Source organism: Streptomyces sp. NPDC091280 (assembly GCF_044768565.1).
In the GTDB taxonomy this organism is placed as follows: domain Bacteria; phylum Actinomycetota; class Actinomycetes; order Streptomycetales; family Streptomycetaceae; genus Streptomyces.
This window is the reverse complement of record NZ_JBIVUZ010000014.1, coordinates 218,551-244,046: the sequence shown is the minus strand read 5'-3', so window position 1 is coordinate 244,046 and position 25,496 is coordinate 218,551. Positions and strand designations below refer to the sequence as shown.

Sequence of the window (25,496 nt, the reverse complement as noted above, 5' to 3'; positions counted from 1 at the left end):
GTCATGACCCCAACCCTCAGGCAGGACACGGCGGTTACGACGGACGACGGAGTACGGCTGTGGGCCGCCCGGTCCGGCCGTGGCACACCCGGCACCCCACCCGTGCTGCTGTGCCACGGCGGGCCCGGCCTGTGGGACATGTCCGAGGACGTGGCCGCGATGCTCGACTCCCTCACCGCGGTGGTCCGTTGGGACCAGCGGGGCTGCGGGCGGTCCGAGCCGTGCGCGGGCCCGTGGACCATCGGACGGTTCGTGGCCGATCTCGACACCGTACGACGGCACTTCGCACTGGAACGGCCGATCCTGCTGGGCCACTCCTGGGGCGCCTCGCTCGCCCTGCGCTACGCCCTCGCCCACCCGGACCGGGTCGCCGCGCTGATCTACGTCAGCGGCACCGGCATCGGACCGGACGCCGACTGGCACGGCGCCTTCGAGGCGAACCTGCTGGCCCGGCTAGGCGAGGATCCCGAACGGCTCGCCCGCTGGAGGGAGTTGCCCGGCGACAGCCGTGAACGGGCCGTGCTCCAGTGGTCCGCCGAGTTCGAGGACCGGGAGCGGGCCCTCGCGCACGCGGAGCGGATGGCCGACCCGTGGTTCCCCATCAACTCCCCTTGCAACAAGGCCCTGAACGTCGAGGCGGGCCGGACCGTCGGCACCCCCGCCCTGTACGCCGCCTGCCAGGCCCTCGACCTCCCCGTCCTCATCGTCGACGGGGAGCGGGACATCCGCCCCCGCTCGGCCGTCGACTCCCTGGAGCACGCGCTCCCCCAAGCCCTGCGGGTGACCCTGCCCGGTGCCGGGCATCTGCCGTGGGTCGAGGAGCCTCGGGGTTTCTGCGATGCGTTCATGACAGTGATGCGGCGATGACGGCCACGTCATGAGCCCGTGTCTCCGATACTGGCCCCGTGACCATCCGTATGCGCACCGCCCACACGGCCGACCTCACCCCGGCCGACCTCCGCGCCGTCCGCGTCCTGCTGGACGCCGCCTTCGCCGGTGATCTCACCGACCAGGACTTCGAGCACGGCCTCGGCGGCGTGCACGCCCTGCTCGCCGACGAGGACGGGCTCGTCGCGCACGGCTCGGTGGTGATGCGCCGGGTGCGCCATCGCGGGCGCTGGCTGCGGGTCGGGTACGTCGAGGGCGTGGGCGTGCGGCCCGACGCCCGGCGGCGCGGGTACGGCGGGCAGGTCATGGCCGAGCTGGAGCGGATCGTCGACCACGCCTACGACGTCGGTCTGCTCGGCGCCAGCGACGACGGCGCCCGCCTCTACACCGCGCGCGGCTGGCGGCTGTGGGGCGGCAGGATCTCCGCCCTCGGCCCGGACGGCATCGTCCATCTGCCCGAGGAGGAGGACAGCACGTATGTCCGCGCCGCGCTCGCCGGGCCCCTCGACCTCGACGCCGAGCTCCTCTTCGACTGGCGTGACGGAGACGTGCTCTGACGCCTCGCCGCTTTCGGTGAAACCGCAGGTCAGCTGTCTGTGACTCGTTTCACCGTCTCAGATAGTAGGAAGTCCGAGTAATTGTGGAGACAGATGCGCGGTCCTGTCCTAGCTTTGTAGGAGCCGAACGTCTCGCTCGACCAAGCGAATGGCGGTCGTGAGCCGGACACCGCGCAGGCAACCCCTGTGGTCCGTCGCTCCCCGCCCTCTCCGGCGTCTCGTAACCCCCTTCAGTACTCCCGGAATTGTCGAAGGAGTCGATTCTCCATGGCCGAGACGACCGTCCGCCGCCGCGTCCGTCACGTGACCCGCACCAGCGAGTCCGAGCGCAAGAACGCCGCCGCCGCCCTCCAGCGCGCCCTCGACCGCCGGGACAACGGCGGCGAGACCGGCCACTGAGCCGCAGTAACACCACCCATCAGCCGGGAGCCGCGCCCGCACGGGGTGCGGCGCGGTCTCACCGACCGCGCCGCACCTCGAAGTGGTCGATGCGCCTGCCGTTCTGGTCCAGCGCCGACACGTTGAGCCTCGGCGCGCTGCCGCTCTCCGCCTCGACCGAGAGCAGCGAGAAGCCCCGGTAGCGCACCCGCGACCACTCCACCGTCTCCGGCGCGCTGTGCTGGCCCTTCGTCCACTGCATGGTGTCGACCGTCCCGTGCCGCGTGACGTGCCCCTCGTAGCTCTCCTTGACGCCCGCCGGGAAGCCGTACAGGTCACGGCCGCCGCCGCCCGCCGTGACGTAGACGATCCCGTCCTTCGTCGGATCGGTGGACCCGCCGACGGGGACCGCCCGGCCGACCGCGCCCTGCTTGATCGCGTCGGTCCGTTCGTAGACGTGGTTGTGCCCGTTGATCACCAGGTCCACCTGGTGCTTCGCGAACAGCGGCAGCCATTCCGCCCGTACTCCGCCGTCCGAGGCGTGCGCGGAGGTCGAGTAGGCGCAGTGGTGGAAGAAGACGACGAGGAAGTCGACCCCCTGCGCGGCCCGCAGCTCCCGCAGCCTGCGGTCCAGCCACCGCGTCTGCTTCCCGCCCGAGTAGCCGAGGTTGGCGGTGATCTCGTACGACACGTCGTTCGCATCGAGCGCCACGACGCCGACGTTGCCGTAGACGAAGGAGTACACGCCCGGCGCGTGCGACGGGTCGAAGCCGTTGTCCGGGAGCGTCCAGCGGGCGAGCTGGCCGCCGTAGCCGTCGGGGGAGTACCAGGCCTCCATGTCGTGGTTGCCGGTGGTCACCATCCACGGGACGGTCCGCGAGACGCCCTCGTTCTGCTTGAGGAACAGGTCCCAGTACGTCGGGTCGTAGCCGTCGCTCGTCCTGCCCTGCCCGTTGGTGTCCGCGTAGCAGATGTCACCGGCGTGCAGATGGAACGCGGGGTTCTCGCGCAGGATCACGTGGTCGTTGGCGGCTGCCGCGTTGCTCACGCCCTGGTCGCCGAAGGCCGTGAACACGAACTTCTCCGGGCTCGCCGGCGCCGTGCGGAAGGAGCCGATCGTCGAGCGGTGGGCCGGGGCGGCCGGGTCGAAGCCCTCGTGGCCGACGCCGTAGTAGTACGTCGTGCCGGGGCGCAGGCCGTCCAGGGCCGCGTGGACGTAGTACTGCTCGACGGCCTGGCGGACGCCGGTCAGGCCGGGGGTGTGCAGGGCCCGTACCTCGGCGGTGATCCGGCGGCCGAGGTCGTCCGGCTTCGTCCCGACGCGCACGTACGGCTTCCTGACCGCGAACGGGACCTGCCAGGAGATCCGCATTCCCGTCTTCGGGTCGGTGCCGAAGGCGAGATGGCGGCCGAAGGGGGTGACGACCGCGCCGGGCACCTTCGAGGTGGCGGGGGAGGGGGCCGTCGCCGCCTTGCCGTTGGTGGTCCCCTTGCCCGCGCATCCCGTCAGCAGGCCGCCCGCCACCATGCCCGCCGTCACCAGCGTGCGGCGCCGGGTCAGCTTCGTGCGCAGGTACTCGTACTGCTCGGCCATGCTCATCCGGACCGCGAGGTGTTCCGGGATGCCGACGTCTGGTGTCTCCATGTCGATGAAGTTCCCAGCGGACCTCAACGGGGTCCATGCGCAAGGGTGAACGTACGTCGAACGGCCGACGCCGGTAGCCCTGGAGTGTCCGTATCATGGACGCCCTGTGTCATCCCATGGGACGAGGAGTACGGTGGCGGGCATGTCTCGCAGCATCGATCTCGCAGTGATCCCCGGTGACGGCATCGGTCAGGAAGTCGTGGCCGAAGGTCTCAAGGTCCTCTCCGCCGTCCTTCCGCAGGACGTGAAGCTGGAGACCAAGGAGTTCGACTTCGGCGCCCGCCGCTACCACGCGACCGGTGAGACCCTCACCGACGCCGACCTGGCCGCGCTGAAGCCGCACGACGCGATCCTGCTGGGCGCGATCGGCGACCCGAGCGTCCCGTCCGGAGTGCTGGAGCGCGGCTTCCTGCTGAAGCTCCGCTTCGCCTTCGACCACCACGTCAACCTGCGGCCGAGCAAGCTGCTCCCGGGTGTGGCGACCCCGCTCGCCGGCGAGCCGGAGATCGACTTCGTCGTGGTCCGCGAGGGCACCGAGGGCCCGTACACCGGCAACGGCGGCACCATCCGCAAGGGCACCGAGCACGAGGTCGCCACCGAGGTCTCCGTCAACACCGCCTTCGGTGTCGAGCGGGTCGTCCGGGACGCCTTCGCCCGCGCCCAGGCCCGTCCGCGCAAGAAGCTCACGCTGGTCCACAAGAACAACGTGCTGACCTTCGCGGGCCACCTGTGGACGAACGTCTTCAACAAGGTCGCGGCCGAGTTCCCCGAGGTCAGCACCGACTACATCCACGTGGACGCGGCGACGATCTACCTGGTCACCGACCCGGCCCGCTTCGACGTGATCGTCACCGACAACCTGTTCGGCGACATCATCACCGACCTCGCCGCGGCCGTCTCCGGCGGCATCGGCGTCGCCGCGAGCGGGAACATCAACCCGTCCGGCGACTTCCCCTCGATGTTCGAGCCCGTGCACGGCTCGGCGCCCGACATCGCGGGCCAGGGCAAGGCCGACCCCACCGCCACGGTCCTGTCCGTCGCCCTCCTGCTGCGCCACCTCGGCTACGACGCCGAGGCCGTGCGCATCGAGGAGGCCGTCTCCGCCGACCTCGCGGAGCGCACCGGCAAGCCCGCGCGCAGCACCACCGAGATCGGCGACGCGCTCGCCGTACGAGTAGCCGGCTGACCCGCCGCGCCACTCGAAATCTCCCGCAGTATTTCGAAGCCGCCGGGTCGCAACCGCACCCGGCGGCTTTTCTTACGTCCCCGCCGGGTGCCACCATCATCCCTGGGTCGCATTCACGCCGTTTTCGTCCACGGCCCTCCGCGCGCGACAATCGAACGCGGAGCCGCGGAATGAGGGAATGCTCGGACGTCCTAACACTGGCCACTGGCAGTCGAGGGCGTGAGCGCGGCCCGTCACACACAACCGGTGAAGGACAACCACTCATGACGACGCCCACGATCGAGCTCAAGCCCTCGGCCTCGCCACTTTCCGCCGCCGAGCGGGACGCGATTCTGGCGAACCCCGGGTTCGGCCGCCACTTCACCGACCACATGGTGACGATCAAGTGGACCGAGGGCCGCGGCTGGCACGACGGCCAGCTCGTGCCCTACGGCCCGCTCTCCCTCGACCCCGCGAACATGACCCTGCACTACGCGCAGGAGATCTTCGAGGGACTCAAGGCGTACCGGCAGGCCGACGGCTCGGTGGCCACCTTCCGCCCCGAGAAGAACGCGAGGCGCTTCCAGACCTCCGCCCGCCGCCTCGGCATGCCCGAGCTGCCGGTCGAGACGTTCATCGAGGCCTGTGACGTGCTGGTCCGGCAGGACCGCGACTGGGTCCCGGCGCACGGCGGCGAGGAGTCCCTCTACCTGCGCCCGTTCATGATCGCGACCGAGGTCGGCCTGGGCGTGAAGCCCGCCAACGAGTACCTCTTCCTGGTCATCGCCTCCCCGGCCGGCGCCTACTTCCCCGGCGGGGTCAAGCCCGTCTCCATCTGGGTCTCCGAGGACCACGTCCGCGCCGTCCCCGGCGGCATGGGCGACGCCAAGACCGGCGGCAACTACGCCGCCTCCCTCCTCGCCCAGGCCGAGGCCGCCGAACAGGGCTGCGCCCAGGTCTGCTACCTCGACGCGGTCGAGCGCACCTGGGTCGAGGAACTCGGCGGCATGAACCTGTACTTCGTGTACGGCAACAAGATCGTCACCCCCACCCTCACCGGCTCCATCCTGGAGGGCGTCACCCGCGACTCCCTCCTCACCCTCGCCCGCGACCTCGGCTACGAGCCCGAGGAGGGCCGTATCTCCATCGACCAGTGGCAGCGCGACTCGGAGAACGGCACGCTGACCGAGGTCTTCGCCTGCGGCACGGCCGCGGTCATCACCCCGGTCGGCACGGTCAAGCGCACCGGCGCCGAGTGGCAGCAGTCCGGCGGCGAGCCCGGCGAGGTCACGCTGCGCCTGCGCGGCGCGCTCCTCGACATCCAGCGCGGCGACACCCCCGACAAGCACGGGTGGATGCACCCGCTGGGCTAGGCACGACCGCTCCCTTCGGAGGCCGTCGCGGACCCGGTGTCCGCGGCGGCCTCCGTCGTCCGTGCCGTCGACAGCGTGCACACCGTTCCGACGACCGCGTGGAACACTCTCTCGTTCTTAGAGTGACGTTCAATGTGAGCCGAGCGTGACGAGCGCGTCAGGCATTCCAAGGAGGGGTTTCAAGGTTTAGAGTGATGCTCTAAAGGAGGGATGTGGGATGAGACTGACCCCTACGGAACGCGACCGGCTGCTGCTGTTCTCGGCCGCCGAGCTGGCCCGCGCCCGCAAGGCCCGCGGCCTCAGGCTCAACGTGCCGGAGGCCACCGCGCTCGTCGCGGACACCGTCTGCGAGGCCGCCCGGGACGGACGGCGGCTGGCGGAGGCCGTCGAGCGCGCCCGCTCCGTGCTCGGCCCCGACGACGTACTGCCGGGCGTCGCCGACATCGTCACCGAGGTCCATGTCGAGGCCGTCTTCGACGACGGCTCCCGCCTCGCGGTCGTCTCCGACCCCATCGGCGGGGGACTCGCGGACGAGGCCCCGGGCGCCCTCCTCCCCGGCCCCGCGCACACCGAGCCCGAGGTGGCGCTGCGGCTCACCGTCACCAACACCGCGACCGTGCCCGTCTCCGTCACCTCGCACTTCCACTTCTTCGAGGCCAATCCGCGCCTCGACTTCCCGCGCGCCGAGGCCTACGGCATGCGGCTCGCCGTGCCCGCCGGATCCTCCGTCCGCTTCGGCCCCGGCGAGAGCGCCGAGGTGGGCCTGCTGCCGATCGGCGGCGAGCGGATCGCGATCGGCTTCGCGGGTCTCGTCGACGGCCCGCTGGACGCGCCGGGCGCCCGGGAAGAGGCCCTGCGCCGGGCACGCGCCTGCGGCTACCTGGGGGTCGAGCGGTGAACCCGTACGAGTACGCCGCCACCCACGGCCCCCGCGCCGGCGACCGCATCCGCCTCGGCGACTCGGGCCTGACGATCCAAGTGGAGTCCGACGCGCAGCGCTACGGCGACGAGTTCCTGGCCGGGTTCGGCAAGACGGCCCGCGACGGACTCCACCTCAAGGCCGCCGCCGTACGCGAGACCTGCGACGTCGTCGTCAGCAACGTCGTCGTCATCGACGCCGTGCAGGGCATCCGCAAGGTGTCCATCGGGATCAGACAGGGACGGATCTGCTCCATCGGGCGGGCCGGGAATCCCGACACCCTCGACGGGGTCGACGTCGTCGTCGGCACCGGCACGTCCATCGTCTCCGGCGAGGGGCTGATCGCCACCGCGGGCGCCGTCGACACGCATGTGCACCTGCTGTCGCCGCGGATCATGGAGGCCTCCCTCGCCTCCGGGGTCACCACGATCATCGGGCAGGAGTTCGGCCCGGTCTGGGGCGTCGGCGTCAACTCGCCCTGGGCACTGCGCCACGCCTTCAACGCCTTCGACGCCTGGCCCGTCAACATCGGCTTCCTGGGCCGGGGTTCGTCCTCCGACCCGGCGCCCCTGGTGGAGGCGCTGGCCGAGGGCGGCGCGTCCGGCTTCAAGGTGCACGAGGACATGGGCGCGCACACCCGAGCGCTCGACACGGCGTTGCGGGTCGCCGAGGAACACGACGTCCAAGTCGCCCTGCACAGCGACGGGTTGAACGAGTGCCTGTCCGTCGAGGACACCCTGCGGGTGCTGGAGGGCCGTACGATCCACGCCTTCCACATCGAGGGCTGCGGCGGCGGACACGTCCCGAACGTGCTGAAAATGGCGGGAGTCCGGAACGTCATCGGCTCCTCCACCAACCCCACCCTGCCCTTCGGCCGGGACGCCGTCGCCGAGCACTACGGCATGATCGTCTCCGTCCACGACCTGAAGACCGACCTGCCCGGCGACGCCGCGATGGCCCGCGACCGCATCCGCGCCGGGACGATGGGCGCCGAGGACGTGCTGCACGACCTGGGCGCGATCGGCATCACCTCGTCCGACGCGCAGGGCATGGGCCGGGCGGGCGAGACGGTCCGCCGTACGTTCGCGATGGCCGGGAAGATGAAGGCCGAACTCGGCGCGCCGGACGTCGGCCACGACAACGAGCGGGTCCTGCGCTACATCGCCAAGCTGACCGTCAACCCCGCCATCGCGCACGGACTCGTCCACGAGGTCGGCTCCATCGAGGTCGGCAAGCTCGCCGACCTCGTGCTGTGGCGGCCCGAGTACTTCGGCGCGAAACCGCAGCTGGTGCTGAAGTCCGGATTCCCGGCCTACGGCGTGGTCGGCGACCCCAACGCGGCCACCGACACCTGCGAACCCCTGGTCCTGGGACCGCAGTTCGGCGCGCACGGCACGACACCCGCCGACATCTCCGTGGCCTTCGTCGCCCAGGCGGCCCTCGACCAGGGCAACGACACCATGCCGACTCGGCGCCGCCGCGTGGCGGTTCGCGGAACGCGCGGCATCGGCCCGGCCGACCTGCGCCTCAACTCCCGTACCGGAGCGGTCGACGTGGACCAGCGCACCGGCCTGGTCACCCTCGACGGCGAACCGATCCGCTCCGAGCCCGCCGACTCGGTCGCCCTCAACCGCCTCTACTTCCTCTAGAACGCTAGGACTTGGGACTTCTGATGAGTTTCCGTATGCCGCCCGAGTGGGCCCCGCACGAGCGGACCTGGATGGCCTGGCCCGGGCCCAACCCCACCTTCACCACCGACGAGGAGCTGGCGGAGGCCCGTACCGCCTGGGCGTCCGTGGCCCGTGCCGTGCGCCGCTTCGAACCGGTGACGATGGTGCACGGACCGGGCCAGCACGACTCGGCGCGCGAACTCCTCGGCCCGGACGTCGACCTGGTCGAGCGCGACCTCGACGACGCCTGGATGCGCGACATCGGCCCCACGTTCGTCACCGACGGCTCTCGACTGGCCGCCGTGGACTGGACGTTCAACGGCTGGGGCGCCCAGGACTGGGCCCGCTGGGAGCACGACGCGAAGATCGCCCGCCAGGTCGCCGACCTCGCCGGGGTACCGGCCCTCAACAGCGCGCTCGTCAACGAGGGCGGCGCGATCCACGTCGACGGCGAGGGCACGGTCCTGCTCACCGAGACCGTCCAGCTCGGCCCGGCCCGCAACCCCGGCTGGACCCGCGCGCGGGTCGAGGCGGAGATCCACGCCAGGCTCGGCACCACGAAGGCGATCTGGCTCCCGCACGGCCTCACCGGCGACTACGGCCGCTACGGCACCCAGGGCCACGTCGACATCGTCGCGGCCTTCGCGAGGCCCGGCACCGTACTGGTGCACAGCCAGCGCGACCCGGCCCACCCGGACCACGCCCGCTCCCGGGAGTACCTGGCCCTGCTGCGCGCCGAGACCGACGCGCGGGGGCGCCCGCTGGAGGTCGTGGAGGTCCCGGCGCCCACCGTCCTCAAGGACGAGGACGGCGACTGGGTCGACTACTCCTACATCAACCACTACCTCTGCAACGGCGGGGTCGTGCTGTGCGCCTTCGACGACCCGCACGACGAGGTCGCGGCCGGGATCTTCCGGCGCCTCTTCCCGGAGCGGACGGTGACACCGGTGGACGCCCGTACGATCTTCGCGGGCGGTGGCGGCATCCACTGCGTCACTCAGCAGCAGCCGAAGATCTAGGCCCCAGGGAGTCGGGAATGGCCGGTGAGCGGAAGAACGCGCCGCCGCGCGAGGAGGTCCTCGCCGCCGCCATGGGCATGATCGCCGACCGCGGTCTGGAGAAACTCACCATGGCGGCGCTCGGCCGCGAGGTCGGCATGAGCAGCGGCCACCTCCTCTACTACTTCCGCTCCAAGGACGAACTGCTGCTGCGGACCCTGGAGTGGAGCGAGGGCCGGCTCGGCGCCGAACGCGGGCGCCTGCTCACCCGTACGGCGGCGACGGTCCGCGAACGCCTCGACGCGTACCTCGACCTGTACGTCCCCGACGGCCACCGCGACCCGCACTGGACGCTGTGGCTGGAGGTCTGGAACCGCTCGCAGAACGCCGACACCGAGGCCCGCGAGCGGCAGGCCGCCATCGAGGGCGTCTGGCACCGCGACCTCGTCGCGCTGATCGCGGAGGGCGTCTCGCGCGGTGAGTTCCGCCACGTCGACCCCGACCGGTTCGCCACCCGGCTCCGCGCCCTCCTCGACGGCTTCTCGATCCATGTGGCGATCGGGCTGCGCGGCACGGACCGGGACCAAGTCCTCGGTCACGTAAGGGAGTTCATCGCCGAGGGGCTGCTCGCGGACGCGTGATCCGCCGCCCCGGGGGCCGCAGGAGCGGACTTTGCGGTGATCGACCGCATTCTGAGACACCCGTGGGCGGAGCGCGGGCGCTGTGCCAGACTGCCCCCGTGTTCTCGTTCGCCACGATTATTGGCAGCAGGCGCGCCGGTCCGCAGTGACCGTCTCGTACGACCAGGTACGGGCGGCCACCGTCGTCACTCGACCCGCGCGCAGACCTCTCGCACCCGCGAGGGGTTTTTCGCTTTTCTGGCCCACCTTCAGCCGGGGGAGCGGTGCGAGGGATCATTGAGGGACGGTGGAGCCGGTCATTCCGGTACAGACCGAGATTCAGATCCTCAGGAGCCAGACACCATGACGGAAACCAGCGCACTCGACGATGCGTTCCACGTCTTCGACACGACCCTGCGTGACGGCGCGCAGCGGGAGGGCATCAACCTCACCGTCGCGGACAAGCTGGCCATCGCCCGGCATCTGGACGACTTCGGCGTCGGCTTCATCGAGGGCGGCTGGCCGGGCGCCAACCCGAGGGACACCGAGTTCTTCGCCCGCGCCCAGCAGGAGATCGACTTCAAGCACGCGAAGCTGGTCGCGTTCGGCGCCACCCGCCGGGCCGGCGCCAAGGCCGCCGAGGACCCGCAGGTCAAGGCGCTCCTGGACTCCGGCGCCGAGGTCATCACCCTGGTCGCCAAGTCCCACGACCGGCATGTCGAACTGGCCCTGCGCACCACCCTGGACGAGAACCTGGAGATGGTCCGCGACACCGTCTCCCACCTGACCGCGCAGGGCCGCCGCGTCTTCGTCGACTGCGAGCACTTCTTCGACGGCTACCGCGCCAACCCCGAGTACGCCAAGGCCGTCGTCCGTACGGCGGCCGAGGCCGGCGCGTCCGTCGTGATCCTCTGCGACACCAACGGCGGGATGCTCCCGGCGCAGATCCAGGCGGTCGTCGCCACCGTCCTCGCCGACACCGGCGCCCGGCTCGGCATCCACACCCAGGACGACACCGGCTGCGCGGTCGCCAACACCCTCGCCGCCGTCGACGCGGGCGCCACCCACGTCCAGTGCACGGCCAACGGCTACGGCGAGCGCGTCGGCAACGCCAACCTCTTTCCCGTGGTCGCGGCCCTGGAGCTGAAGTACGGCAAGCGGGTCCTCCCGGACGGCAGGCTCCGCGAGATGACCCGCATCTCCCACGCCATCGCCGAGGTCGTGAACCTCACGCCGTCCACGCACCAGCCCTACGTCGGCGTATCCGCCTTCGCCCACAAGGCAGGCCTGCACGCCTCCGCCATCAAGGTCGACCCGGACCTGTACCAGCACATCGACCCCGAGCAGGTCGGCAACACCATGCGGATGCTGGTCTCCGACATGGCGGGCCGCGCCTCCATCGAGCTCAAGGGCAAGGAACTCGGCGTCGACATCAGCGGCGACCGCGAGCTGGTCGGCCGCGTGGTCGACCGGGTCAAGGAGCGCGAGCTCAAGGGCTACACCTACGAGGCGGCCGACGCCTCCTTCGAACTCCTCCTGCGCGCCGAGGCCGAGGGCCGGGCCCGCTCCTACTTCCAGGTCGAGTCCTGGCGCGCGATCGTCGAGAACCGCCCCGACGGCAGCCACGCCAACGAGGCCACGGTCAAGCTGTTCGCCAAGGGCGAGCGGATCGTCGCCACCGCCGAGGGCAACGGCCCGGTCAACGCGCTGGACCGCGCGCTGCGCGTGGCCCTGGAAAAGCTCTACCCCCAGCTCGCCAAGCTGGACCTGGTCGACTACAAGGTCCGCATCCTCGAAGGCGTCCACGGCACGTCCTCCACCACTCGCGTCCTCATCTCCACCTCCGACGGCACGGGCGAGTGGTCGACGGTGGGTGTCGCGGACAACGTCATCGCCGCGTCCTGGCAGGCGCTGGAGGACGCGTACACCTACGGCCTGCTCCGCGCGGGCGTGGAGCCCGCCGAGTAGCCGGTCCTCAACAGGAGTGCTCAGCAGGAGTGCTCAGCACGAGTCCTCGGCGAGCTTCTCGAACTCGCCGAGGCTCATGGCCTTGTCGTCGGCCCAGACCTGGCCCGGCTCGAGCGCGGTGATGTCCTCGGTCGTGAAGGTGACGACGCCGTTGTAGGAGTCGCCGGTGACGTAGTGCCCGAAGGTGATCGAGTAGTGGTACGCCGGCAGGAGCCGCCGCGCACCCCGGTGCCGGGCCTGCCAGGCGGCCGGCGGCGAGAAGAGCGGGAACTCGGCGTCCCCCGTCAGCTCCTCCTTCGCCACGTCCCACCCCGTGGTGACGGGCCCGTCGTCGATCGACTTCGCCGACCCGTCGAGCGACGGCTTGCGGTAACTGTCGTCCCCGCACGGCCGGATGAGCGCGTACGGTGCCCCGTCCGCCCCGAGACGCACCCCGGCCAGCGGCAGATCGACGGCGCCGCACCCGCTCAGCACCAACGCACCGACGACCGTGCCGAGCACGGCCGCCGTCCCCCGAACGCGCCCCATGACTTCCCCCTGCGCCAGACGCCGCTTCTGGTCGGCGGCCCCCGCGCACGCCGCCGCGTTCAGCACACCACCGGTCGCGGAGTCGTACGACCACTGTTGCGCGGCGGTTGGGTTGCGGTCGTACAACCGACACGGCTGCGTTAGCCCTTCCTGACGAGACGTCTTGACGGGTCGTCGGGCCGTTAGTTAACTCACGACGTGATCTAAGTCATGAGTGAACTGTGCGAACCAGAGTGAACCAGAGCCCCAGAGCCGAGGGAAGGTCCAGAGGTCCATGCCAAGAACCGCCCTGCTCGTCTCCACCGCCCTGTGCGCGGCGCTGCTGACACCGGCCGCCGTCTCCCGGGCGGCAGCCGCCGCCGACCCCGCCCCCACGCCCGTCGACCGCTTCGAGGGCGAGGTGCCCTTCGCGAGCCAGCCCGCCGAGGGCATCTTCACCTGGGGGAGCGACAACGACGACCCGCCCCAGCTGGCCCTGACCGCGAGACCGGACGCCCCCGAGGGCGAGCACGTGCTGTCCGGCACCTACGACATCAGCGGCTACGGCGGCTTCACCCACGACTTCGCCGCCACCGAGCCCGCCCACGACTGGTCCGCCCACCAGGGCATCCGCTTCTGGTGGGACGGCCGGAACACCGGCAAGGCCACCAACTTCGAGATCAAGGACGGCGGCGCCAACGGCGAGGCCTCCGAGCTGTGGACGACGTCCTTCACGGACGACTTCACCGGCTGGAAGCAGATCGAGATCCCGTTCACGAACTTCGTCTACCGCACGGACTACCAGCCGGTCGGCGGCATCGACCACGTCCTCGGACTGACCCAGATGTGGGGCTACGCGGTCACGCTCCCCGTCGGCGTCAAGGGCCAGTTCGCCATGGACGACGTCGAGTTGTACGGCAAGGCCGACCAGTCCCTGCGCGCCTCCGTCACCACCGACTCCGCCGTGTACCCGGTGAAGGAGGGCGGCACCGCCACGGTCAAGGTCACCGTCGCCACCACCGGCTCTGCGCCGATCGACGACCCGGTGACCGTCGCGTACACCTCCGAGGGCGGCACCGCGGCGGCCGGCGAGGACTACACCCCGGTCTCCGGCACACTCACCTTCCCGGCGGGCACCGCCTCCGGCACCACCCGGACCGTCACGGTCCGCACCCTCAGGGACAAGGCGGCCGAGAGCGCCGAGACGATCCCGCTGAAACTCACGGTCACCGGAGCGAAGGCCCCCGCCGAGATCCCGCAGGTCGTCATCGACGCGCACGGACTGCCGTACCTGGACAGCAAGTTGCCCGTCAAGAAGCGCGTCGCCGACCTGCTCAAGCGGATGTCGCCGGAGGAGAAGGCCGGGCAGATGACCCAGGCCGAACGCGGCGGCATCGGGACCGGCGCCGACATCGCCGCCTACGACCTCGGCTCACTGCTCTCCGGCGGCGGCTCGACGCCCACGCCCAACACGGCGGCGGCCTGGGCGAAGATGATCGACTCCTTCCAACTCCGCGCGCAGGCGACCCGGTTCCAGATCCCGCTGATCTACGGCGTCGACGCGGTCCACGGCCACAACAACCTGGCCGGTGCCACGATCATGCCGCACAACATCGGCATCGGCGCCACCCGTGACCCCCAACTCGCCCAGAAGACAGGCGCGGTGACCGCCAGTGAGGTCCGCGCCACCGGCGTCCCGTGGGACTTCGCCCCCTGCCTCTGCGTCACCCGCGACGAACGCTGGGGCCGCTCCTACGAGTCCTTCGGTGAGGACCCGGCGCTCGTGCAGTCCATGGAGACGATGATCCAGGGCCTCCAAGGCGCCGCGAACGGCAGCCAGTTGAAGGACGACGACAAGGTCCTCGCCACCGCCAAGCACTTCGTCGGCGACGGCGGCACGGCCTACGGCTCCTCGACCACCGGCACCTACACCATCGACCAGGGCGTCACCACCGTCACCCGGCAGCAGCTGGAGGCCATCCACCTCGCGCCGTACCGGACGGCCGTCGACCGGGGCATCGGCACGGTCATGCCGTCCTACTCCTCGCTCGACATCGTCGGCGACGGCCTCGGCCCGGTGAAGATGCACGCCCGCGCCGACATGATCAACGGCGTCCTCAAGAAGCGGATGGGCTTCGACGGCTTCGTCATCAGCGACTGGAACGCCATCGACCAACTGCCCGGCGACTACGCGGCGCACGTCGACACCGCCGTCAATGCGGGCGTCGACATGATGATGGTCCCGTACGGCTACAAGGACTTCACCTCGACGCTGATCGCCGAGGTGAAGGCGGGCCACGTCACCCAGCAGCGGATCGACGACGCCGTCTCCCGCGTCCTCACCCAGAAGTTCAGGCTCGGCCTCTTCGAGAAGCCGTACGCCGACACGAGCAACGCCTCGAAGATCGGCTCGACCTCGCACCGCGCGGTGGCCCGGCAGGCGGCGGCGGAGTCGCAGGTGCTGCTGAAGAACACCGGTGGCGTCCTGCCGTTGAAGAAGAACCAGAAGGTCTACGTCGCCGGTTCCAACGCCGACGACCTCGGCAACCAGACCGGCGGCTGGACCATCACCTGGCAGGGCGCGTCCGGTACCAACACCACCGGCACGACCATCCTCCAGGGCATGCGAAACGCCGGCGGGAACGTCACGTACTCCAAGGACGCCTCCGCCCCGACCGGCGGCTACGACGTCGGCGTGGTCGTGGTCGGCGAGACCCCGTACGCCGAGGGCGTCGGCGATGTCGGCAACGGCAACGACCTCACCCTCACCCCCGCCGACCAGGCCGCCGTCGACAAGGTGTGCGCGGCGATGAAGTGCGCGGTGCTGATCGTCTCCGGGCGCCCGCAGCTGATCGGCGACCGGCTCCCGAAGATCGACGCCCTGGTCGCCTCCTGGCTGCCGGGCACCGAGGGCGACGGCGTGGCCGACGTCCTCTACGGCAAGCGCTCCTTCACCGGCCAACTCCCCGTCACCTGGCCGAAGTCGGAGGCCCAGCTGCCGATCAACGTCGGTGACACGACCTACGATCCGCAGTTCCCGTACGGCTGGGGCCTGACGACCCTGACGAAGACACCGACGGGCGGCACGTCCGCCCTGAGGGCGCTGGAGGCCGCGGCGGCGAAGACCCGCTCGGCGGCGACGGGCACCGCGCTCGTCACCCGGGCGCGGCTGCTCGTCCAGCAGAGGATCGGCCGGAACATCACGCCGGCGGCCTCGAAGCCGTTCGCCGACGCGGACCACCTGCTGCTGACCGGACAGTACGCGGCAGCCGTGAAGAAGCTGGAGGAGGCGTACCGGGCGGCCTAGCCGTCTCCTACGAATGACCGGTTCCGGGGGCTTCGGGTAGCGTCGAATCATGAAGGCCGTGATCCGTGCCCGAAGCCTCCCGGGGCTCCTCCTGGTCCTGCTGCTCGCCGTCCTGGCCACGGTGTCCCCGGCCGCCGCGGACACCGGTGTCTCGACGATCGGCCGGGCCCTGCGCGGGGGCCCGGTCTACGTCGACCCGTCCGCGAGCGGCGCGCTGCCGGCCGCGGACGCCGACGCCCTCGCCAAGAAGATCAAGGACGCCGACAAGCCCGTCTTCGTCGTGGTCCTCCCCGCCGACCACCCGACGGCGAACCTCTTCGCGAACCTCCGCACCGCCACCGGCATCACCGGCCTCTACGCGATCCGCCTCGGCGACCGTTTCGACGCCCGCGCCGACTCCCGGGTCCTGTCCAACGCGGCGGTGCGGAACCTGGTCAGCAGCGTGCAGGGCGAGGACGCGAACACCCAGCTCACCGACTTCACCGACCGCGCGCTGGCCAGTATGGGCGGCTCGGCGCCCGCGTCCTGGGGCGGCTCTTCGAGCGACGACGGGATCTCCGGCACGGCGCTGATCGTCGCGGGCGGGGTGCTCGTGGCCGGTGGCGCGGGGGCGTACACCCTCGTGCGGCGTTCCCGGCGCCGCAGGCTGGAGGAGCAGCGGGCCGCGCTGGACCGGTTGCGGGTGGTGGTCGACGAGGACATCACCGCGTTCGGCGAGGAACTGGACCGCCTCGACTTCCACCCGGGCGAGCCGCGCGCCGACGACGCGATGCGCGCCGACTACGAGCGCGCCCTCGACGCCTACGAACAGGCGAAGTCGTCCATGGCGGCGGCCACGAAACCCGAGGACGTGCGGGCCGTCACCCAGGCCCTGGAGGACGGCCGTTTCTCGCTCGCGCAGCTCGCCGCCCGCCGCGAGGGCCGCCCGCTGCCCGAGCGCCGCGCCCCCTGCTTCTTCGACCCCCGCCACGGCCCCTCGGTCGCCGACGCGACCTGGACCCCGGCCGGCGGCGCGCCCCGCGAGGTCCCGGTCTGCGCGGCCGACCAGGCCCGGCTCGCGGACGGCCACGACCCGCTGATCCGCGAGGTCGACACGGACCACGGCCGCCGCCCGTACTGGGACGCGGGCCCGGCCTACGGCCCCTGGGCGGGCGGCTACTTCGGCGGCGGCCTGCTCCCCGGCCTCCTCGTCGGCACCCTCCTGGGCAGCATGATGTCCACCCCGTCCTACGCCTCCGACTACGGCACCGGTTACGGCGACTTCGGCACCACCGGCTTCGACGGCGGCGACGTCTCCGGCGCGAACTTCGACCCCGGCGACTTCAGCGGCGGCTTCGACGGCGGCGACTTCGGGGGTGGCGGCGACGGGGGAGGCGGCGGCGACTTCGGCGGCGGTTTCTGAGCCGCTCACCAACCCGCCGACACCGGCCCGCCCCTGCTCAATGGCCCGCCAGCCGTTCCATGATGGCCCCCGCCAGCGACAGCACGCCCCGCTCGGTCTCGCTCAACGAGCCCAGCGCCTCGGCCAGCCACACATCCCGCTCGGCCATGTCCCGGTCCAACGCCCGTCGCCCCGCGGCCGTGAGCGTGAGCACGGACTGCCGCCGGTCCACCGCGCTCGGCTCGCGCGCGATCAACCCCTCCGCCTCCAGCTCGCCGAAGGCCCGCGTGAGCGACTGCGGCTTCTGCCGCTCGGCCACCGCGACCTCGCCGGGCGTCGCCGACCCGTGCCGGTACAGATGTCCGAGCACGATCAGCTGGTTCGGGCTGAGCCCGCTCTCGCCGCGCTCCTGTCGCAGGCGCCGGTTCAGCCGGACGACACCACGACGGATCCGGGCGGCCTCGGAGAGATGATCCATGGCAGATATCGTACGCACCGACTTACTATTCGGCGGTCGAAATGCTCGCTAGCGTAGGGACAGTGACCGCGAAACTGATACGCAACGCGTACGAAGCCGCTCTGACGATGACCGCCGTGCTGCTCTCCTGGGGCGTCGCCCTCTGGCTGGAGGGTGCCGTGGGACTGCACACCGACGTGCTGGTCCTCGCGGTCGCTCTGACCCTCACCCTGTCCTCCACGCAGCGCACCGCGGACACCCGCCGCAGGCTCATCGCACTCGTCCTGCTGCCGGTCACGGCCGGTGCCTCGATTCTCGTCGGCCGGCTGATCGCCTCCCACTACGCGCTCGGCGCCGCCGTCTACACCGCGGCCATGGCGCTGGCCGTCTGGATCCGCCGCTACGGCCCCGTCGCCACCAAGATCGGCACACTGCTGGCGCTCCCGCTGGTGGCCCTCCTCGTCGTACCGGGCCCGGCACTGCCGCCCAAGGCGCAGAGCGGGCTGGTCACCTGGGGCTGGTCGGCGCTGGTCGGGGCGGTGGCGTGCGGCGGGGTGTGGCTGGTGCAGGGGCTGGGGGACCGGTTCGCGCCCCGGTCCTGGCGTGCCGAACCCGATCCCGGACAACCGCCGCGCCGCTCCCGCCTCCACCCCCGCCCCAGCACCCGCATGGCCCTTCAGATGGCGGCCGGGATCGCCGCCGCCTTCGCCGTGGGGCGGCTGTTCTTCGACGACCACTGGCCGTGGGTGGTCCTCACCGCGTACGTCGCCGCGAGCGGCAACCGGGGCCGAACGGACGTACTGCGCAAGGGAGTCGAGCGGCTGGCCGGGGCCACCACGGGTACCTTGCTGGCGGCGGGCGTCGCGTCCGTCGGCATCACCGGCGGCATCTCCGTGGCGCTCATGTTCGCCGTACTCGCCGTCGCGCTGTGGCTGCGGCCCCTCAACTACGCCTACTGGGCCGCCGGGATGACCTGCGCCCTGTCCCTCCTCCTCGGCTACTTCGGCCAGGACGCGCTGCGTCTGCTGCCCATCCGGCTCGAAGGGATCGCGGTCGGCGCGGTGCTGTCGGTGGCGTCGGCGTGGTGGCTGCTGCCGGTGGCGCGCGCCCGCGCCCCCCGCCGTCAGCCCGTCCCCGGCACGACGAGTCCGGTCTCGTAGGCCATCACCACGGCCTGGGTACGGTCCCGCAGCCCCAGTTTGGACAGGATGCGGCTGACATGGGTCTTCACGGTCTCCTCGCCGACGTGCAGACGGAGCGCGAGCTCCGGGTTGGACAGGCCCTGGGCCAGCAGCCGCAGGACGTCGGTCTCGCGCGGGGTGAGGGTGTCGAGTGCGGTGCGCACAGGGGTGGTCCGGGGGCGCTGGCGGGCGAACTCGGAGATGAGCCGCCGGGTGATCGCGGGCGCGAGCAGGGCCTCACCGGCCGCCACCACCCGTACCGCGTCGAAGAGCCGCTCGGCCGTCACGTCCTTGAGCAGGAAGCCGCTCGCCCCGGCCGTCAGCGCGTCGTAGACGTGCTCGTCGAGGTCGAAGGTGGTGAGGACGAGAACGCGAGGCGCGTCCGGGCCCTGGAGGCGTGCGGTGGCCTCGATACCGTCCATGACCGGCATGCGTACGTCCATCAGGACCACGTCGGGGAGCTGTTCGCGGCAGACGCGCACCGCCTCGGCGCCGTCGTCGGCGGTGCCCACGACGGTGAAGTCGGCCTGGGTGGCGAGGAGTCCGGCGTAGCCGGCCCGGACGACCGCGTGGTCGTCGGCGACGACGATACGGATGCTCATGCCGGTGCCCCCTCGTCGGCCGGCGCGACGGGGAGGCGGGCCTCGACGAGGAAACCGCCGCCGGGGGCGGGCCCGGTGTGCAGGGTGCCGCCCACGGTGGCGGCCCGCTCACGCATGCCGAGCAGCCCGTGGCCGGAGTCGTGGGCGGCCGACCGCCCGGGCCCGTTGTCGCGGACGCGCACCGCCAAGTCCGCTTCCCCGTAACGGAGTTCCACGTCGACGGCGGCGCCCGGCGCGTGACGGCGGGCGTTGGTGAGGGCTTCCTGCACGATGCGGTACGCGGTGACCTCGACGCCCGGGTCGAGCGTGCCGACCGGCCCGCTGACGATCAGCCGGGTACGCGAACCGGCCGCGTCCCGTGACTCGTCGACGAGTTCCATGAGCTGGCCGAGGCCCGGCTGTGGCCGCCGCTGCACCCCCGTGTGCGCGTCCTCCCGCAGCACGCCGAGCAGCCGACGCATCTCGGTCAGCGCGCCGCGCGCGGTGTCGCCGATGGCGAGGAGGCGGGTGGCGCCCTCGGCCGGCAGCCCCGGGGTGGTGAGACGGGCGGTCTCCGCCTGGACGGCGATCATCGAGATGTGATGGGCGACGACATCGTGCAACTCCCGTGCGATCCGCGCCCGTTCGCCCCGGGCGGCGTGTTCGAGGAGGGTGTCCGCGAAGGCCTGTTCGGTGACGCTGTGGGCGAGCGCGGTGCTGCGCACATGGTGGGCGATGCCGGTGGCCGCGGCGGCGGAGGCGAGGGTCGCCACCAGGACGGCGGCGATCCGGGTCGGCTCCTCGTGGCCGGCGAGCGCGATCACGACGTACGGCAGCACGAACAGCCCGCCGAGCGCGGTGGCTCCGGCGCGCCCCAGCACGTACAGGCAGACGAGCTGGGCGACGATCCCGCCGAGGGTGAGCATCCCGAAGGGCACGAGGGACAGTACGCAGGAGGCGCTGATCGCGACGGCGGTGGCGTTGCGGGCGGGGCCCTTGGACCCCAGCACGAGGGCGAGCGGCAGGGTGGAGGCGAGGGCGAGCAGCAGGAGGGCGGCGAGCCCACTGCCCAGGTCGGCGCGGCGGAGCAGTACTTCGGAGAGCGCGAGGACGGCCAGGGTGACGGGGGCGGCGAGTGCCGCGCGGCGCGAGGCGGCGACGAGGCCCGCGCGGCCGAGGGCGCTCACCCTCACGACGCTCCCCGTACTGTCCGTGATCTCCGTGCCGTCCGGTGGTGCCGAACCGCTCGCACCCGACGACCCCTCGACGCCCACCCGGTCATTGTGCCCACCCCCGTTCCGCCCGGCGTCCCCCTTGTGAGGGACCTCCCCGGTGTGACGACACCGTGCCGGGCGCGCCCCTAGCCTCCCTCACCATGAGCGACGCAAGCATTGAAGTCCGCGACCTACGGAAGCGGTTCGGCCGGACCCTCGCGGTCGACGGCCTCTCCTTCACTGTCGAGTCCGGCACGGTGACCGGATTCGTCGGCCCCAACGGCGCGGGCAAGTCCACCACCATGCGCTCCCTGCTCGGCCTGGACACCCCCGACGAGGGCCGGGCGTTGATCGGCGGACGCCCCTACCACGCCCTGCGCACCCCGCTGCTGGAGGTCGGCGCCCTCCTGGACGCCGCCGCCCTGCACCCCGCCCGCCGGGGCCGCGACCAGCTGCGCTGGCTGGCCGACTCGCACGGGCTGCCGATGCGCCGCGTGGACGAGGTTCTCGAACAGGTCGGCATGGAGCAGGCGGCCCGGAGGCGGGCCGGAGGCTACTCGCTCGGTATGCGCCAACGCCTGGGCATAGCAGCCGCGTTGCTGGGCGACCCGCCGGTGCTCCTGCTCGACGAACCGGTCAACGGCCTGGACCCCGAGGGCATCCAGTGGATCCGCACCCTGCTGCGCCAGCTCGCCGCCGAGGGCCGGGCGATCCTGGTCTCCAGCCATCTGATGAGCGAACTCGAAGACACCGCCGACCACTTGGTGGTCATCGGCCGGGGCCGGCTGATCGCCGACACGGCGGTGGCCGACCTCCTCGCCGCGGCCTCCGGCGGCCGGGTACGGCTGCGCACGGGCAGTCGTACGGAAGCGATGGAACTGCTCTCCCGGGCGGGCGGCACGGTGGCCGTCGTCGACCGTGACCTGCTCACCGTGACCGGCCTGCCCGCCGAACGGGTCGTGGAGCTGCTGTCCGCGGCGCGCGTCCCGTTCGCCGAAGTGGGCGCGCACCGGGCGTCGTTGGAGGAGGCGTACATGGAACTCACCCGGGACGCGGCCGAGTTCACGTCGATGCCCGCCGCCACGGACGGGGTGACCCGATGACCACGTCGACGAGGGCGCCGGCGCCGTACCGCTCGGCGATGCATCCGGCCCGGACCGGGTTCGGGCGGCTGCTGCGGGCGGAGTGGACGAAGTTCTGGACGGTCAGGGCCTGGCTGCTGGTGTCGGCGCTGGCGGCCGTGGTCACGGTCGGGATCAGTCAGATGGGCGCGAGCGGGTCGGTCACCGGCGGCGGTCCGCCGGTCGTCGTCGGCCCGGGGGGCGAGGTGGTCAACGACTCCTTCCGGTTCACCCGTCGCGCGCTGACCGGCGACGGCACGCTCACCGTCCGGGTCACCGGTCTCAAGAGCGGCGACGGCAAGCCCCTGGAGCCCTGGGCGAAGGCCGGGATCATCGTCAAGTCGAGCCTGAAGCAGGGCTCGCCGTACGCGGCGGTGGTGGTGACGCCCGGGCACGGGGTCCGGATGCAGTGGGACTTCACGCACGACGTGGCGGGGCCGGGCAGTGATCTGGCCGTGGCTCCGCAGTGGCTCAGGTTGCAAAAGCTGGGGGCGAGACTAACCGGTTATGCGTCGGTAGACGGTGAGAAATGGATACGGCTTGGGGAGGTGGGGGGTGCGGGGCTGGGGAGGACGGTCCAGGTGGGGCTGCTGCTGGGGACCCCCGACCACGAGAGCCTGGAGCGTTCACTGGGCGGCACGAGCGCGCGGGCGGATCGAACCGCGGTCACCGGCACCTTCGACCACCTGACGCTCCAGGGCACGTCGGCGGACTCCGCCTGGTCGAGCACGGACGTCGGAGGCGCCGCCCCCGGTGACCCCAACGCCCGGAACACCCCGCCGAGCACCACCCGGGTGTCCGCGACCGGCACGTACACCCTCACCGGCCGGGGCGACGTCGCCCCCGAGGAGAACGGACCCGACATGGTCCAGATGGGCTTCCAGGGAGTCCTCGTGGGCCTCCTCCTCATGACCGCCCTGGGCACGCTCTTCGTGACGACCGAATACAAACGGGGCCTGATCCGTACGACGTTCACGGCGACCCCGTCCCGCCTGAAGGTGCTGGCGGCGAAGGCGACGGTGATGGCGGCGATCACCTTCGCGACAGGCCTGCCGGCGACGGCGGTCGGCTTCACCTGGGCCCAGCGGACCCTGCGCTCCAACGGCTTCAAGCCCCCGGAGTTCCCCGACCTGTCGCTCCTGGAGAACCCGTCCCTGCGGGCGGTGGTGGGCAGCGCGGCACTCCTGTCCCTGGTCGCGGTCCTGGCCCTGTCCGTGGGAGTGGTGCTGCGCAACAGCGCCGGTACGATCGCCACGGTCGTCGTCCTCGTGGTCCTCCCGCAGATCCTCTCCTTCGCCTTCCCGCTCCCCGCGGCGGAATGGCTCCTGCGCGTCACCCCGGCAGCGGCCTTCGCGATCCAGCAGGGCAAGACGTACTACCCCCAGGTCCGGCACAACTGCCTACCGGAGGGCGGCTGTTACCCCCTCTCCCCGTACAACGGCCTGGCGGTCCTCGGCGCCTACACGCTGGCGGCACTCCTGCTGGCGGCCTGGACGCTGCGGAGGCGGGACGCATGAGACGCCCGCTCCACGCGGAGTGGACCAAACTCCGCACCCTGCCCAGCACTTGGTGGCTCCTGACGGCAACGGTCGTCCTCACGGCGGCACTGGGCGCGACGGCGGCGGCGTCGGTCACGACCCGCGTCTGCCCGACCCCCTGCGACACCGACACCGTCAAACTGACCCTCTCGGGCGTCCAGTTGAGCCAAGCGACATGCCTGGTCCTCGGCGCGCTGTCGATGGGCGCGGAGTACAGCACGGGCACCATCCGCACGACGCTCACGGCGATGCCGGGCAGATGGCGGGTACTGGCGTCGAAGGCGGCGGTCCTGTCACTGCTCACAGCGGTGGCGGGAGCCCTCGGCGTGCTGTCCTCCCTGGGCCTGGCCCACCTGATCCTCCCGACCCCGCCGCACGGCGCGCCCCTCCGCCCGACGACCGGTTCGATCCTGATCCTCGTCCTGGTGACACTCCTGGGCCTCTCCCTGGCGACCCTGCTCCGCGACACGGCAGCCGCGATCACCCTGGGACTCGGCATCCTCTACGTCGTCCCGATCCTGGCCAACCTCATCAACTCCCCGACCTGGCAACACCGCCTGCAACGCTGGTCCCCCATGCCGGCGGCCCTGTCCGTCCAGGCGACAAAACACCTGAACACCCTGGCAATCGCCCCCTGGCCGGGCCTGGGAGTCCTGGCGGCCTACGCGACGGCCTTGTTGGCGCTCGGAGGAGTCTGGTTCAGACTCCGAGACGCGTGACCGTGTCCAGGAAGGCGCTCCAAGTGCCGGACGTGAACGGCTGAGGGATGGGCGGCGCCCTCGATGCAGTTGCCGCCCTCGCTGCCGCTGTTTCGTGCTCAGGTGAGGGCCGCGGCGAGACAAGCGAACGCGGCGACGATGACGGCGACGCGGACGTAGTGGTAGCGGTCCCAGCGGTTCAGCTGCTCCTTCCAGTCGGCGGGCCGGTTCTCCGGGGTCCAGGTCTTGCCCCGGTTGTTGATCGGGACCAGCAGCAGGATCGACATGATCACGCTCACGATCAGCAGCCCGGCGGCGGTGACGACGAGACCGGCGCCGGCGCCGGAGTGGTGCCATTCGGCGACGGCCCAGACCGCGCTGAGGACGAGCGAGCCGATGTACCAGAACGGCATCACGGCCCCGAGCATCCGGCCCCCGTGGGCGCGGCCGAGCTGGCCGCTGTCCTCGGGGAGGGCGTCGAAGATCCGGTTCATGACGAAGGCGACGGAGAACTCCACCCCCACCATCACGCCGACGACCACGGTGGTGAAGACCTCAAGTGCGGTGAGCATCAGGACCCTCCCAGTTTTCTAGCACTGCTAGCGACTGATGCAACGCTAGACCTGCTGCCGCTCGATTGTCTAGCGGTGCTAGGATCGCCGCATGTCGGTACAGGAACGCAAGGAGCGCGAACGGGCGGGCCGAGAGCGCCTCATCGTGGCGACGGCCCGCGAACTCGCCGAGCGGCAGGGCTGGGACGCGGTCACCACCCGGCGGCTCGCGGAACGCATCGAGTACAGCCAGCCCGTGCTCTACAGCCACTTCCGCGGCAAGCGCGAGATCATCGGCGCCGTGGCCCTCCAGGGCGCCGCCGAGATGGCGGCGGAAGTGCGGACCGCGGCCACCGCCGCGAAGGGCCCGCACGCGCGGGCCGTCGCCGTCGCCCGCGCCTACCTCGACTTCGCCGAACGCAACCCCGCGGTCTACGACGCCATGTTCCGGCTCGACGGCGGCCTGGCCTTCGCCCAGGAGGACACCCCGGCACCGATGAAGGACGCCTTCGCCGCCCTGCTGGAGAACCTCGACGAGGTCGCGGGCGAGGGCGTTCGACCCGGCCTGTTCACCGAGGTGTTCTGGGCATCCCTGCACGGCCTGGCCACCCTGACCCGAGCCGGCCGCCTGCCCCCGGCCGACGCCGAACGCAGGACCCGGCTCCTGGTGGACCGGCTCGCCGTGCTCTGACGCGCGCCACGGCGTCGTAGCGCCTGCTTCTACCAGATGCGAAGGGGCGTGGGCGCGGAAGCGCGAAACGAGGCCCGGCACACCGGCC

The 25,496-nt window shown here is 71.6% G+C and carries 23 protein-coding genes; 17 read left to right on the top strand and 6 right to left on the bottom strand.

The window, feature by feature from the left end:
- The first annotated feature begins 3 nt into the window (after nucleotides 1-3).
- The 3 genes from ACIQPR_RS37445 to ACIQPR_RS37435 all read left to right on the top strand — a co-directional run bounded on the left by ACIQPR_RS37445 (nucleotide 4) and on the right by ACIQPR_RS37435 (nucleotide 1,844).
- The gene (locus ACIQPR_RS37445) at nucleotides 4-867 is read left to right on the top strand and encodes an alpha/beta fold hydrolase (RefSeq protein ID WP_403657895.1); all 864 of its coding nucleotides are present in this window, start codon (nucleotides 4-6) and stop codon (nucleotides 865-867) included.
- A 38-nt stretch (nucleotides 868-905) separates the two neighbouring features.
- Nucleotides 906-1,445, top strand: a complete 540-nt coding sequence (locus ACIQPR_RS37440; RefSeq protein WP_403657892.1) for a GNAT family N-acetyltransferase — start codon at nucleotides 906-908, stop codon at nucleotides 1,443-1,445.
- A gap of 267 nt (nucleotides 1,446-1,712) precedes the next feature.
- Nucleotides 1,713-1,844, top strand: coding sequence for a hypothetical protein (locus tag ACIQPR_RS37435; protein ID WP_019068673.1), 132 nt, complete (start codon nucleotides 1,713-1,715; stop codon nucleotides 1,842-1,844).
- A gap of 58 nt (nucleotides 1,845-1,902) precedes the next feature.
- Here the strand turns inward: ACIQPR_RS37435 and ACIQPR_RS37430 are convergent, their stop codons facing one another.
- A complete protein-coding gene (locus ACIQPR_RS37430) occupies nucleotides 1,903-3,468 on the bottom strand; it encodes a purple acid phosphatase family protein (RefSeq protein WP_403657889.1) in 1,566 nt (521 codons plus the stop codon).
- Between the two features lie 142 nt (nucleotides 3,469-3,610).
- Here ACIQPR_RS37430 and ACIQPR_RS37425 point away from each other — a divergent pair, with 142 nt between their 5' ends.
- From ACIQPR_RS37425 to cimA, 7 genes are all read left to right on the top strand, one after another.
- Nucleotides 3,611-4,654 (top strand): 3-isopropylmalate dehydrogenase, encoded by a 1,044-nt coding sequence (locus tag ACIQPR_RS37425; protein WP_403657886.1) that lies wholly within the window; start codon nucleotides 3,611-3,613, stop codon nucleotides 4,652-4,654.
- 263 nt (nucleotides 4,655-4,917) lie between these two features.
- Entirely contained in the window at nucleotides 4,918-6,006 is a 1,089-nt protein-coding gene (locus ACIQPR_RS37420) for a branched-chain amino acid aminotransferase (protein WP_403657883.1), read from the top strand.
- A gap of 217 nt (nucleotides 6,007-6,223) precedes the next feature.
- Nucleotides 6,224-6,904, top strand: coding sequence for an urease subunit gamma (gene ureA, locus ACIQPR_RS37415; protein WP_403657880.1), 681 nt, complete (start codon nucleotides 6,224-6,226; stop codon nucleotides 6,902-6,904).
- Complete coding sequence (locus ACIQPR_RS37410) at nucleotides 6,877-8,574, top strand: urease subunit alpha (RefSeq protein WP_403658172.1); 1,698 nt, start codon at nucleotides 6,877-6,879, stop codon at nucleotides 8,572-8,574. The genes ureA and ACIQPR_RS37410 overlap by 28 nt, the downstream gene beginning before the upstream one ends.
- Nucleotides 8,575-8,597: 23 nt before the next feature.
- Nucleotides 8,598-9,614 carry an agmatine/peptidylarginine deiminase gene (locus ACIQPR_RS37405; protein ID WP_403657877.1) on the top strand — a complete coding sequence of 339 codons (1,017 nt, stop codon included), beginning with the start codon at nucleotides 8,598-8,600 and terminating at the stop codon, nucleotides 9,612-9,614.
- Between the two features lie 17 nt (nucleotides 9,615-9,631).
- Nucleotides 9,632-10,234: a TetR/AcrR family transcriptional regulator gene (locus ACIQPR_RS37400; RefSeq protein WP_403657874.1), complete on the top strand. Its 603-nt coding sequence runs from the start codon at nucleotides 9,632-9,634 to the stop codon at nucleotides 10,232-10,234.
- A gap of 342 nt (nucleotides 10,235-10,576) precedes the next feature.
- Nucleotides 10,577-12,181, top strand: a complete 1,605-nt coding sequence (gene cimA / locus ACIQPR_RS37395) for a citramalate synthase (protein ID WP_403657871.1) — start codon at nucleotides 10,577-10,579, stop codon at nucleotides 12,179-12,181.
- A gap of 33 nt (nucleotides 12,182-12,214) precedes the next feature.
- Here the strand turns inward: cimA and ACIQPR_RS37390 are convergent, their stop codons facing one another.
- Nucleotides 12,215-12,835, bottom strand: a complete 621-nt coding sequence (locus ACIQPR_RS37390) for a hypothetical protein (protein WP_403657868.1) — start codon at nucleotides 12,833-12,835, stop codon at nucleotides 12,215-12,217.
- A 148-nt stretch (nucleotides 12,836-12,983) separates the two neighbouring features.
- Here ACIQPR_RS37390 and ACIQPR_RS37385 point away from each other — a divergent pair, with 148 nt between their 5' ends.
- Complete coding sequence (locus tag ACIQPR_RS37385) at nucleotides 12,984-15,995, top strand: glycoside hydrolase family 3 protein (protein WP_403657865.1); 3,012 nt, start codon at nucleotides 12,984-12,986, stop codon at nucleotides 15,993-15,995.
- Between the two features lie 49 nt (nucleotides 15,996-16,044).
- The gene (locus tag ACIQPR_RS37380) at nucleotides 16,045-17,397 is read left to right on the top strand and encodes a hypothetical protein (protein ID WP_403657862.1); all 1,353 of its coding nucleotides are present in this window, start codon (nucleotides 16,045-16,047) and stop codon (nucleotides 17,395-17,397) included.
- A gap of 37 nt (nucleotides 17,398-17,434) precedes the next feature.
- Here ACIQPR_RS37380 and ACIQPR_RS37375 read toward each other — a convergent pair whose 3' ends face one another.
- A complete protein-coding gene (locus ACIQPR_RS37375) occupies nucleotides 17,435-17,854 on the bottom strand; it encodes a MarR family winged helix-turn-helix transcriptional regulator (protein ID WP_403657859.1) in 420 nt (139 codons plus the stop codon).
- A 62-nt stretch (nucleotides 17,855-17,916) separates the two neighbouring features.
- On the opposite strand from ACIQPR_RS37375, the gene ACIQPR_RS37370 reads away from it, so the two are divergent.
- Nucleotides 17,917-18,993, top strand: a complete 1,077-nt coding sequence (locus tag ACIQPR_RS37370) for an FUSC family protein (RefSeq protein WP_403657856.1) — start codon at nucleotides 17,917-17,919, stop codon at nucleotides 18,991-18,993.
- Here ACIQPR_RS37370 and ACIQPR_RS37365 read toward each other — a convergent pair.
- Complete coding sequence (locus ACIQPR_RS37365) at nucleotides 18,957-19,616, bottom strand: response regulator (RefSeq protein WP_403657853.1); 660 nt, start codon at nucleotides 19,614-19,616, stop codon at nucleotides 18,957-18,959. The two genes, ACIQPR_RS37370 and ACIQPR_RS37365, sit on opposite strands and share 37 nt — an antisense overlap.
- Nucleotides 19,613-20,782, bottom strand: a complete 1,170-nt coding sequence (locus ACIQPR_RS37360) for a sensor histidine kinase (protein WP_403657850.1) — start codon at nucleotides 20,780-20,782, stop codon at nucleotides 19,613-19,615. The genes ACIQPR_RS37365 and ACIQPR_RS37360 overlap by 4 nt, the downstream gene beginning before the upstream one ends.
- Before the next feature lie 188 nt (nucleotides 20,783-20,970).
- Between ACIQPR_RS37360 and ACIQPR_RS37355 the strand changes: the two genes are divergently transcribed.
- From ACIQPR_RS37355 to ACIQPR_RS37345, 3 genes are read left to right on the top strand one after another with little or no spacing between them, the layout of a single operon-like run.
- A complete protein-coding gene (locus ACIQPR_RS37355; protein WP_403657847.1) occupies nucleotides 20,971-21,912 on the top strand; it encodes an ABC transporter ATP-binding protein in 942 nt (313 codons plus the stop codon).
- Nucleotides 21,909-23,447 (top strand): hypothetical protein, encoded by a 1,539-nt coding sequence (locus tag ACIQPR_RS37350; RefSeq protein ID WP_403657844.1) that lies wholly within the window; start codon nucleotides 21,909-21,911, stop codon nucleotides 23,445-23,447. Before ACIQPR_RS37355 ends, ACIQPR_RS37350 begins: the two co-directional genes overlap by 4 nt.
- Nucleotides 23,444-24,187, top strand: coding sequence for an ABC transporter permease subunit (locus tag ACIQPR_RS37345; protein ID WP_403657841.1), 744 nt, complete (start codon nucleotides 23,444-23,446; stop codon nucleotides 24,185-24,187). Before ACIQPR_RS37350 ends, ACIQPR_RS37345 begins: the two co-directional genes overlap by 4 nt.
- Before the next feature lie 98 nt (nucleotides 24,188-24,285).
- Here ACIQPR_RS37345 and ACIQPR_RS37340 read toward each other — a convergent pair whose 3' ends face one another.
- Nucleotides 24,286-24,738, bottom strand: coding sequence for an anthrone oxygenase family protein (locus ACIQPR_RS37340; protein ID WP_403657838.1), 453 nt, complete (start codon nucleotides 24,736-24,738; stop codon nucleotides 24,286-24,288).
- 91 nt (nucleotides 24,739-24,829) lie between these two features.
- On the opposite strand from ACIQPR_RS37340, the gene ACIQPR_RS37335 reads away from it, so the two are divergent.
- Complete coding sequence (locus ACIQPR_RS37335; protein ID WP_403657835.1) at nucleotides 24,830-25,408, top strand: TetR/AcrR family transcriptional regulator; 579 nt, start codon at nucleotides 24,830-24,832, stop codon at nucleotides 25,406-25,408.
- The last annotated feature ends 88 nt before the right edge of the window (nucleotides 25,409-25,496 follow it).

Excerpts from the sequence above, each read along its gene's own strand:
- ureA (WP_403657880.1), top strand. The coding sequence starts at position 6,224 with ATGAGACTGACCCCTACGGAACGCGACCGGCTGCTGCTGTTCTCGGCC.
- ACIQPR_RS37425 (WP_403657886.1), top strand. The coding sequence starts at position 3,611 with ATGTCTCGCAGCATCGATCTCGCAGTGATCCCCGGTGACGGCATCGGT.
- ACIQPR_RS37375 (WP_403657859.1), bottom strand. The coding sequence starts at position 17,854 with ATGGATCATCTCTCCGAGGCCGCCCGGATCCGTCGTGGTGTCGTCCGG.
- ACIQPR_RS37380 (WP_403657862.1), top strand. The coding sequence starts at position 16,045 with ATGAAGGCCGTGATCCGTGCCCGAAGCCTCCCGGGGCTCCTCCTGGTC.
- ACIQPR_RS37340 (WP_403657838.1), bottom strand. The coding sequence starts at position 24,738 with ATGCTCACCGCACTTGAGGTCTTCACCACCGTGGTCGTCGGCGTGATG.
- cimA (WP_403657871.1), top strand. The coding sequence starts at position 10,577 with ATGACGGAAACCAGCGCACTCGACGATGCGTTCCACGTCTTCGACACG.
- ACIQPR_RS37445 (WP_403657895.1), top strand. The coding sequence starts at position 4 with ATGACCCCAACCCTCAGGCAGGACACGGCGGTTACGACGGACGACGGA.
- ACIQPR_RS37345 (WP_403657841.1), top strand. The coding sequence starts at position 23,444 with ATGAGACGCCCGCTCCACGCGGAGTGGACCAAACTCCGCACCCTGCCC.
- ACIQPR_RS37400 (WP_403657874.1), top strand. The coding sequence starts at position 9,632 with ATGGCCGGTGAGCGGAAGAACGCGCCGCCGCGCGAGGAGGTCCTCGCC.
- ACIQPR_RS37355 (WP_403657847.1), top strand. The coding sequence starts at position 20,971 with ATGAGCGACGCAAGCATTGAAGTCCGCGACCTACGGAAGCGGTTCGGC.
- ACIQPR_RS37385 (WP_403657865.1), top strand. The coding sequence starts at position 12,984 with ATGCCAAGAACCGCCCTGCTCGTCTCCACCGCCCTGTGCGCGGCGCTG.
- ACIQPR_RS37435 (WP_019068673.1), top strand. The coding sequence starts at position 1,713 with ATGGCCGAGACGACCGTCCGCCGCCGCGTCCGTCACGTGACCCGCACC.
- ACIQPR_RS37365 (WP_403657853.1), bottom strand. The coding sequence starts at position 19,616 with ATGAGCATCCGTATCGTCGTCGCCGACGACCACGCGGTCGTCCGGGCC.
- ACIQPR_RS37405 (WP_403657877.1), top strand. The coding sequence starts at position 8,598 with ATGAGTTTCCGTATGCCGCCCGAGTGGGCCCCGCACGAGCGGACCTGG.
- ACIQPR_RS37420 (WP_403657883.1), top strand. The coding sequence starts at position 4,918 with ATGACGACGCCCACGATCGAGCTCAAGCCCTCGGCCTCGCCACTTTCC.
- ACIQPR_RS37335 (WP_403657835.1), top strand. The coding sequence starts at position 24,830 with ATGTCGGTACAGGAACGCAAGGAGCGCGAACGGGCGGGCCGAGAGCGC.
- ACIQPR_RS37430 (WP_403657889.1), bottom strand. The coding sequence starts at position 3,468 with ATGGAGACACCAGACGTCGGCATCCCGGAACACCTCGCGGTCCGGATG.
- ACIQPR_RS37350 (WP_403657844.1), top strand. The coding sequence starts at position 21,909 with ATGACCACGTCGACGAGGGCGCCGGCGCCGTACCGCTCGGCGATGCAT.